Origin of the sequence: Paenarthrobacter sp. 2TAF44 (assembly GCF_052114885.1) — a bacterium.
GTDB lineage: Bacteria > Actinomycetota > Actinomycetes > Actinomycetales > Micrococcaceae > Arthrobacter.
Window position 1 is genome coordinate 152,612 of record NZ_JBFRFP010000010.1, and the last position, 8,729, is coordinate 161,340.

Here is an 8,729-nt window from a genome sequence, read left to right on the forward strand (position 1 = left end):
TCGGAACTATACCCTAAGCACGCTGAGCACCAGCGGGGCTGCGCCGTATGACACGGCAGAGGCGTGAACGCAATGAACTTAAAGATCACTGCGAACACAAGAGTGATGACCGTCACGCCGGCACCTAGCATCAGTTCACGGGGGCACAACGCTGATCGCCCCGCACTGAATTTTTCGATGATGAGAAGAGGAATACCATGCGCCAGATCCGCGCATTGCGAATCGCCGCCGTCGCTGCCGGCATCGCCCTGATGGCCACCGGCTGCGGCGCCACAGGTAAGAGCTCCACCGGTTCTGCCAGCTCCGGCGCTGCAGCCGGACCCGTCACCGGACTCCAGATCATGGTTCCCAATACTCCCGGCGGCGGTTATGACACCACCGCACGGGCGGCCGCCAAGGTGCTCGACGACGAGAAGATCGCCAACAACACGGAGGTCTTCAACCTTGCAGGTGCAGGCGGCACGGTGGGTCTGGCCCGCGTCGTCAATGAAAAGGGCAACGGGGACCTCACCATGCTCATGGGTCTGGGTGTTGTTGGTGCCAGTTACACCAACAAGTCCGAGTCGAAGCTGACCCAGACCACCCCGCTGGCACGGCTCATTGAAGAGCCCGGCGCCATCATGGTTAGCAAGGACTCCCCATACAAGACCATCGATGACCTCGTGAAGGCCTGGAAGGCAGATCCCGGTTCGATCTCCGTGGGTGGCGGTTCCTCGCCTGGTGGTCCCGACCACCTCTTGCCCATGCAGTTGGCAGGCGCTGTTGGTATCGACGCCACGAAGGTCAACTACGTCGCATACGACGGCGGTGGAGATCTCCTTCCAGCCATCCTGGGCAACAAGCTTGGCTTCGCTGCTTCCGGTGCCGGCGAGTACCTGCAGCAGATCAAGTCCGGTGAAGTACGTGTCCTGGCCACAAGTGGCGAGAAGCGTCTGGAAGGTGTTGACGCCCCCACGCTGAAGGAGTCCAAGATCGATCTGGTCTTCACCAACTGGCGTGGCATGGTGGCCCCTCCGGGCATCAGCGAGGACGACAAGAAGTCCCTGATTGCCGCACTGGAGAAGATGCACGAATCCGCTGGCTGGAAAGAAGCCCTCAAGACCCACAGCTGGACCGACGCCTTCATCACCGGTGACGAGTTCCAGAAGTTCCTGACGGACCAGGACAAGCGGGTTGCGGACGTGCTCACCAAGCTTGGCTTGGCGTGAGCACTCTGGCAACAGGCCTCAAAGGCCGCGCCGAGCTGGGGGTAGCCCTCCTGCTCGGCGCGGTAGGCGTCCTTGTCTTCCTCGACGCCAACGGCCTGGTCACCCCCTATTCGAAGTCGGACCCGGTAGGGCCCAAGGCGGTTCCCTTCGTCGTTGCCGGGCTCCTGGTGGTCTGCGCAATTCTGCTGGCCATCAACGTTCTCCGCGGTGGCAAAGGCGAAGTGGAAGGCGGCGAGGACATTGACCTCGCACACCCCGCCGATTGGAAGACCGTGCTTCCCCTTGCAGGAGCCTTCATCCTCAACATCCTGCTCATCGACTGGGCCGGCTGGGTCATCTCCGGCACTGTCCTGTTCTGGGGCAGCGTGCTGGCACTTGGCAGCCGGCACTACGTCCGTGACGGGATCATCTCCGTTGCACTATCCCTGGCCACCTTCTACGGCTTCTACCTCGGCCTTGGCATTGCGTTGCCGGCCGGACTCCTGGAAGGAATCCTCTGATGGACGTCTGGTCCTCTTTGATGGACGGTTTCGCAACCGCCCTCACCCCCATGAACCTCTTGTACGCCATGATCGGCGTACTCCTGGGAACGGCCGTTGGCGTTCTGCCAGGGCTCGGCCCGGCCATGACTGTGGCGCTGCTGCTTCCGGTCACGGCCGCCCTTGAGCCCACCAGCGCCTTTATTATGTTCGCGGGCATCTATTACGGCGGCATGTATGGCGGCTCAACAACTTCCATCCTGCTGAACACACCCGGCGAATCGTCGTCTGTTGTGACGGCCATCGAGGGCAACAAGATGGCGAAAGCCGGGCGGGCAGCACAAGCGCTAGCGACGGCGGCGATTGGTTCGTTCATTGCCGGCACGATCGGTACTGCCCTGCTGGCAGGTCTGGCACCGTTGGTGGTTCAGTTCGCCGTGAGCTTGGGCGCACCGAGTTACTTCGCCATCATGATCCTCGCCTTGCTGGCCGTCACCGCGGTCCTGGGTTCATCCCGGCTCAGGGGCTTTGCCTCCCTGGGACTGGGCCTGGCAATAGGTCTGGTGGGCATTGACTCCGTTACCGGCCAGCGCCGCCTGACATTCGGCCAGCCGATGCTGGCCGACGGCCTGGATATCGTGGTGGTGGCAGTGGCCATCTTCGCCGTCGGTGAAGCGTTGTGGGTTGCCGCGCACTTGCGGCGTTCACCGCTTCACATCATTCCCGTCGGACGGCCCTGGATGGGCAAGAAAGACTGGGCCCGCTCCTGGAAGCCCTGGCTGCGTGGCACGGCCTTCGGCTTCCCGTTTGGCGCACTTCCCGCAGGTGGTGCCGAGATCCCCACCTTCCTCTCCTATGTCACCGAGAAACGGCTGACCAAACATCCGGAGGAATTCGGCAAGGGAGCCATCGAAGGCGTCGCAGGCCCCGAAGCGGCCAACAACGCTGCGGCAGCCGGAACCCTGACCCCGATGCTCGCCCTCGGCTTGCCCACCAACGCCACAGCCGCCGTCATGCTCGCGGCGTTCACCTCGTACGGCATCCAGCCCGGCCCGCAGCTGTTCTCCAGCCAAGGTCCCCTGGTGTGGGCACTCATCGCGAGCCTCTTCATCGGTAACCTGCTGCTCCTGCTCATTAACCTGCCACTGGCACCCCTGTGGGCCAAGCTGCTGCAGCTTCCACGGCCCTACCTCTACGCGGGCATTCTGTTCTTCGCCACGCTGGGCGCCTACTCGGTGAACCTGCAAGCGTTCGACCTGGTGATCCTGCTGGTGCTCGGAGCCCTGGGATTCATGATGCGGCGCTTCGGGCTACCTGTGTTGCCCCTGATTCTGGGCGTCATCCTCGGCCCACGCATCGAAGGCCAGCTACGCAGGACTCTCCAGCTGTTCGCCGGAGACCCCGCCGGGCTGTGGAGCGAGCCAATCGCCGTCGTGGTCTACATCATCGTGGCTATCGTCATCCTCTGGCCGCTGCTCTTCAAGCTGGTCCGCCGCAACCGTCCGGTGCCAGCCAGCGTCGTACCGGCGCACCCCAGTGAAACGCTCCTGACAGAGGATGCCGCCATCCAAGCTGACGAGTTCCAGCACAACGGCCACCACAACGTCCACCACAACAAGGAGAAGCCATGACCATCGTGGTGGGATACGTCCCGACGCCCGAGGGCGAAGCCGCATTGACCCAAGCCATCGCCGAAGCGAAGAAAAGCAACGACACCCTGTTGGTGATCAACTCTTCCAAGGGCGACGCGTTGGTGGACAACAGGTATGCCCAGGAACCTGAGATCCAGACCATCGAGGAACGCCTGGCACTGCAGGGTATCCAGCACATCATCAAGCAGCCGGTCCGCGGCCATGATGCCGCAGCTGAGGTACTGGATGCGGCCGACGAGCACAACGCCGAGCTGATTGTGATTGGCCTCCGCCGCCGCAGCCCGGTAGGCAAACTCATCATGGGCAGCGTCTCGCAACGGATCCTGTTGGAAGCGGACTGCCCGGTGCTCGCAGTGAAAGCAGACTAAACGCAAAACCGGGAGATTGTGTCCAGCTAATGCCCTTAAGATTCGTTCTTAGGGGCATTAGCCATATACAAACTCCAAGGGGGACCACGTGGCCGAGACCATTCGAACAGCAACAGCAGACGACGCCGGAAAGCTGGCCGAGCTTGCAGCCGTCACCTTCCCGCTGGCCTGCCCACCCGGTGCCTCGCCAGCGGACATTCAAGCCCATCTCGAGAAGACGCTCGCCGAGGCCAACTTCGTGGATTACCTCGCCGATCCGAACATCACCATTTTGGTGCTCGACGACGACGGTCAGCTCAACGGGTACACCATGCTGATTGCCAAGCCGGCAGGCGACCCGGATGTAGCCGCCGTCCTCTCGGCGCTCCCCTCCACGGAGCTCAGCAAGTGCTACGTCCACCCGGACCACCACGGCCAAGGAGCCGCATCCCGCCTCATGAAGGCCTCCATCGCCGACGCTGCAGAGAAGGGCGCGGCGGGACTCTGGCTCGGCGTTAACAGTGAAAACGCCAAGGCCATCCGTTTCTACGAAAAGAGTGGTTTCCAGAGGGTGGGCACCAAGTCCTTCAAACTGGGAGACACCGTGGAGCATGACTTCGTTATGGAGCACACCCTCTAGCCGATGGCAGCTCAGCCTGAGGCCGTGGCCAGCTAGCCGAACAAGTCCCCCGCCAAGGGTGGGCGGGGATCGGAGTGCAGCTCCAAGCCGGCCGGCAATCCTGTCACGGTGCCATTGCCCGCGGAAGCCTGGATAGTGACCCGCGAGCGCCCCAGCAGCACGTTTTCGGCTTTGAACTCCCCGAACGCGTCCGGGAGGATGGGTGCCAGATGGAGTACTTTCCTGGTGAAATCGGGGTCAAACCGCAGCAGGATGCGGGCCAGCTGAATCGGGGCCGCAGCCGCCCACGCCTGCGGGGAACACGCCGTCGGATAGGGCACCGGCTCCGGGAAGTCCGAGCGGTCAAAGCCGCAGAACAGTTCCGGAAGCTGACCGCCAAAGTGCTCAGCGGCGTCGAACAATCCACTCGCTACCCGGCTGGCTTCCTTGACGAAGCCGTACCGCATGAGTCCAGTGGCCACGAGAGCCGTATCGTGAGGCCAGACCGAGCCGTTGTGGTAGCTGACGGGGTTGTAAGCTCCCATGTCCGAACCCAGGGTGCGGATCCCCCAGCCCGTGAACATCTCAGGCGACATCAGCCGCTCCGCCACAAGTGCAGCCTTGTCCTCGTCCACAATGCCCGTCCACAAACAGTGGCCCATGTTGGACGTACAGGAATCCACGGGTTTCTTGTCCTTATCCAGGGCAAGGGCGAAATAACCCTTGTCCGGCAGCCAGAAAGCCTCGTTGAACGCATCCTTCAGCGCTTCGGCCCGGTCGGCGCAACGGCGTTCGACGGCGGTATCGCCCGCTGCACGCGCCAAGAGCGAACGCCCAACGTAGGCCCCATAGGCGTAGGCCTGGACCTCGCACAATGCGATGGGTGTTTCAGCGATCCTGCCGTCTGCGAAGTTGATGCCGTCCCAGGAGTCCTTCCACCCTTGATTGATCAGGCCGTGGCTGTTGGGGCGCTGGTACTCGATGAACCCATCGCCATCCCTGTCGCCGTAGTTTTCCATCCAGGAGATAGCACGATCGGCATGGGGAAGGAGGGACTCGATGATGTCCGCGCCCAAGCCCCATCGGCTCAGCTCCCCCAGCAGCATGACGAAGAGAGGCGTCGCATCGATCGTCCCGTAGTAGGCGGTTCCGCCCAAGGAGAGTCCTGCCGTGACTCCCAGCCTCACCTCGTGGGGCATCCGGCCCGGTTCTTCCTCGGAGTCGACGTCCTCTTTGCTGCCCTGAAGTCCGGCCAGTGTTTGCAACGAGCCCGCTGCCAGTCCGGGATCCACCATGAGTGACATATACGACGCCACTATGGAGTCGCGTCCAAACAGTGCCATGAACCAGGGCGCGCCTGCTGCGACAGCAGCACGCCCGGGGTGTTCGTGGTCGAAGATCCGCAACGAACCAAGATCGCTCTGGCTTCGTTCCAGGACTTCCTCAACGTTTCTGTCCGTGACTGCGATCCGGGGAATGTGCTCCGCCCACGCCATGTGCCGACGGACCCCAATGGTGTGGTGCAGCGCCGTGGTTTCCGTGAACGGGTCATCCGGTCGTTTTCCGTTGATCAACGGAATGGCAATGACGCTGGTACTCCATTGACTGCGGGCCGGGATGGTGATGTGGAACGTTAGACCTTCCGGATTCGCTTTGGCTCCCGAAGCCCGGAACACCACGCCACGGCGTTCCCCGTTGGCGTGGACGGACTCAATGTGCAGCTCCTTCTTGTGGGCAGTCTTCTCGGCGGTTCCTGCCCGGCTTGCCCGGCCACCCTTGACGTCGAAGAGGTCTGCGAGGTCGGCATCGATGAGCAATTCGATTTCGCACGGCGCCGGCTGCCCGGAGTAGTTCCTGATAGTGAGGTCATCCCGCAGTCCGGCGCCCACATGCCGCTGATGCTGTACGACCAGTGGACTGTCAAAGCGCCCATCGCTGGAGCAGGCCCGGCCAACATATTCGGCTTGAAAAGCGGTGCGGTTGGTGGTGCCCAATGGTTCCCGGAGGGCCCCGTTGATCCTCAGGATCCAACGCGACACTATCCGGGTGTCCTGGTAGTAGGTGCCTTGGGAGCCGCCGCCGTGGATGTCACCGGAGTGGGCGGAGATGCAGAAGGATGAACCTTCCACGATGGTTACAGCGCCCAGCTCGGAAGCGCCTGCCTCCGTATCGGCGTTCCAAGCAGTCATGGCCCACGAAGCCTTCCTCGGGAGATGTCCTGCTCATCAGTCACAGGTTGATGGGGGCTTGCCTCTGATTGTCTTGCAACTTGCCGTCCCCGGGAAGTCCCCCGGCCTTGAATTCTTCAATGACCGTGGCGTAAAGGTCGAGATGGTCCGCCGCCATCCGTGCAGCGTTGAAATACTCATCCACGGTTCGCCGACATTCCGCACGGCTGAGACCTTGCACGTCCTGTACAAACCCTGCGAGTTCATTGGTCTGCGCGAGATATCCTGTGACGCCATGCTGGACTATTTCCGGTGCCGCGCCCATGGGGGTGGACAGAACTGGTGTTCCTGTGGCCAACGCCTCGATCATGACCAGCCCGAACGGTTCATGCCACTGGATAGGGTTGATCAGGGCCATCGCTCCACCCATCAGTTCGTACTTCTCCGGGTCTGAGAGTTCGCCGAGGAATTCTTCCTGTGACCCAAGGATCGGCTCCACGACGTCGTGGAAGTAGTCCCGCTCCTCCTTGGCATGCATCTTGGCAGCGATGCGCAGCGGCACACCGGCCTCGCGGGCAACGGCCACCGCCTCCAGCAAGCCTTTGTCCGGGCACATACGTCCAACAAAGCATGCGTAGCCGCCGGCCCCGTCGCCGACAGAAACCGTGGACAGGTCCAGGCCGTGGTGGATGACTGCGGATATTTGCAGGTCGGAAATGCGGCTGCATTGGTCATGCGAAATGCCGATGATTGCGGTGTCCTGGGCCATATCCCGGTAGAGCCCTGCATACCTCGGTGTCAGCGGGCCATGGACGGTGGTCACTACGGGAACACCCGGCGGCCGGTGGGCGTAGAGGGGCCCGGCAAGGGTGTGGTCGTGGATGATGTCTACGTCCTTCATGCCGGCATAAGCCTTGATGACGTGGTGCAACTCGCTGAGCGTCTGCCCCAACTCTTCAGGCTCGCTCGGCCCAAAGCCCCGCAATTGGGGAACCGGGCAAGTACTGTCGGCTGCCGTGGCCAGGAGCACCTCGTGCCCGGCATCGGCAAGGGCGCGGGCCAACGCATCTACAACCCGTTCCGTGCCGCCGTACCGTTCCGGGGGCACTGTGAACCATGGCCCAACGATGAGTCCAACGCGCATGCTGTAGGCCTCCACAAACATTCGAACCCACGCACGGGGTTCAACCTCGTGTTGATCGCGGCCCCAGACACACGCGATTCCTGGGGCGAAGAGCGCCCCACCGGCTAGCTGCATAACCTGCTTCACACATTAGGCTGGGCACGCCCGCCCCGGCAATGGGTGACGAAAATAACAGACTTTTCCGGAATGCCCCCGCGGCCCTGGAGGTTGACCACAGCATGAAGATTGAGATCTGGTCCGACGTCGCGTGTCCGTGGTGCTACATCGGCAAGCGCCGTTTTGAGACTGCCCTGGCACAGTTCCCGCACCGTGATTCCGTGGACATTGAGTGGAAGAGCTACCAGCTGGATCCCTCAATCCCGGAGCACTATGACGGCACGGAATTGGATTACCTGAGCAAGCGCAAGGGCATGGCTCCGGAGCAGGTCAAGCAGATGTTCGCCCACGTCACGGAGACCGCCAAGGGCGAGGGCCTGGACTATCACTTCGACAAGGTAGTAGTTGCCAACAGCTTCACAGCCCACCGCCTCATCCACCTCGCCGCGGCCCATGGCCGCCAGGATGCCGCCAAAGAACGGTTGCTGAGCGATCACTTCGAGCACGGCAAGGACATCGGCAACCAGGAATACCTCACGGAACTTGGCACCGCTCTGGAACTCCCCGCCCACGAAGTCGCAGAGCTGTTCACCACTGACAAGTATTCAGACGGCGTCAACGAGGACATCAACGAGGCCCGCGCCATCGGCGTCACCGGCGTTCCGTTCTTCGTCATAGATCGTAAGTACGGCATCTCCGGCGCCCAACCGGCGGAGCTCTTCAGCGAGGCGTTGAACCAGGCGTGGCAGGAAGCGAATCCGCTGATCCCCGTGGGCGCATCCGACGCAGAGGCCTGCGGTCCGGACGGCTGCAGCGTCAATTAAAACAACGCGGGGTCACTTATGGCCCATAATCCCCCTCGGGATAGGCCATAAGTGACTGTGAGGATTGTTGTGGCTGGTCTGGGACTGGCTGGCAGAGTGGGTATTGGCCGTGCTGCCCCTTGGATGTGACTCGGTAAGTGACTGGCCCCGCAAGGGTGTCCTGGAGTGGGATCTGTCCATCCGAGGGGTGGG

Annotated in this window: 8 protein-coding genes; 6 read left to right on the plus strand and 2 right to left on the minus strand. The window is 62.3% G+C overall.

The features are described 5' to 3' along the window. The first annotated feature begins 197 nt into the window (after positions 1–197). The 5 genes from AB4Z15_RS11925 to AB4Z15_RS11945 all read left to right on the plus strand — a co-directional run bounded on the left by AB4Z15_RS11925 (position 198) and on the right by AB4Z15_RS11945 (position 4,326). The gene (locus AB4Z15_RS11925) at positions 198–1,208 is read left to right on the plus strand and encodes a Bug family tripartite tricarboxylate transporter substrate binding protein (RefSeq protein ID WP_442006902.1); all 1,011 of its coding nucleotides are present in this window, start codon (positions 198–200) and stop codon (positions 1,206–1,208) included. Continuing rightward, positions 1,205–1,708 carry a tripartite tricarboxylate transporter TctB family protein gene (locus AB4Z15_RS11930; protein ID WP_216921747.1) on the plus strand — a complete coding sequence of 168 codons (504 nt, stop codon included), beginning with the start codon at positions 1,205–1,207 and terminating at the stop codon, positions 1,706–1,708. The genes AB4Z15_RS11925 and AB4Z15_RS11930 overlap by 4 nt, the downstream gene beginning before the upstream one ends. Next, complete coding sequence (locus AB4Z15_RS11935; RefSeq protein WP_442017438.1) at positions 1,708–3,318, plus strand: tripartite tricarboxylate transporter permease; 1,611 nt, start codon at positions 1,708–1,710, stop codon at positions 3,316–3,318. Before AB4Z15_RS11930 ends, AB4Z15_RS11935 begins: the two co-directional genes overlap by 1 nt. Next, positions 3,315–3,707 (plus strand): universal stress protein, encoded by a 393-nt coding sequence (locus AB4Z15_RS11940; RefSeq protein ID WP_216921753.1) that lies wholly within the window; start codon positions 3,315–3,317, stop codon positions 3,705–3,707. The genes AB4Z15_RS11935 and AB4Z15_RS11940 overlap by 4 nt, the downstream gene beginning before the upstream one ends. Before the next feature lie 88 nt (positions 3,708–3,795). After that, positions 3,796–4,326 carry a GNAT family N-acetyltransferase gene (locus AB4Z15_RS11945; protein WP_442017439.1) on the plus strand — a complete coding sequence of 177 codons (531 nt, stop codon included), beginning with the start codon at positions 3,796–3,798 and terminating at the stop codon, positions 4,324–4,326. 32 nt (positions 4,327–4,358) lie between these two features. Here the strand turns inward: AB4Z15_RS11945 and AB4Z15_RS11950 are convergent, their stop codons facing one another. After that, positions 4,359–6,494: an amylo-alpha-1,6-glucosidase gene (locus tag AB4Z15_RS11950; protein WP_442017440.1), complete on the minus strand. Its 2,136-nt coding sequence runs from the start codon at positions 6,492–6,494 to the stop codon at positions 4,359–4,361. A gap of 40 nt (positions 6,495–6,534) precedes the next feature. Continuing rightward, a complete protein-coding gene (locus tag AB4Z15_RS11955; protein WP_442017441.1) occupies positions 6,535–7,617 on the minus strand; it encodes a glycosyltransferase family 4 protein in 1,083 nt (360 codons plus the stop codon). Between the two features lie 218 nt (positions 7,618–7,835). On the opposite strand from AB4Z15_RS11955, the gene AB4Z15_RS11960 reads away from it, so the two are divergent. Further along, a complete protein-coding gene (locus AB4Z15_RS11960; RefSeq protein WP_442017442.1) occupies positions 7,836–8,537 on the plus strand; it encodes a DsbA family oxidoreductase in 702 nt (233 codons plus the stop codon). Positions 8,538–8,729 lie beyond the last annotated feature (192 nt).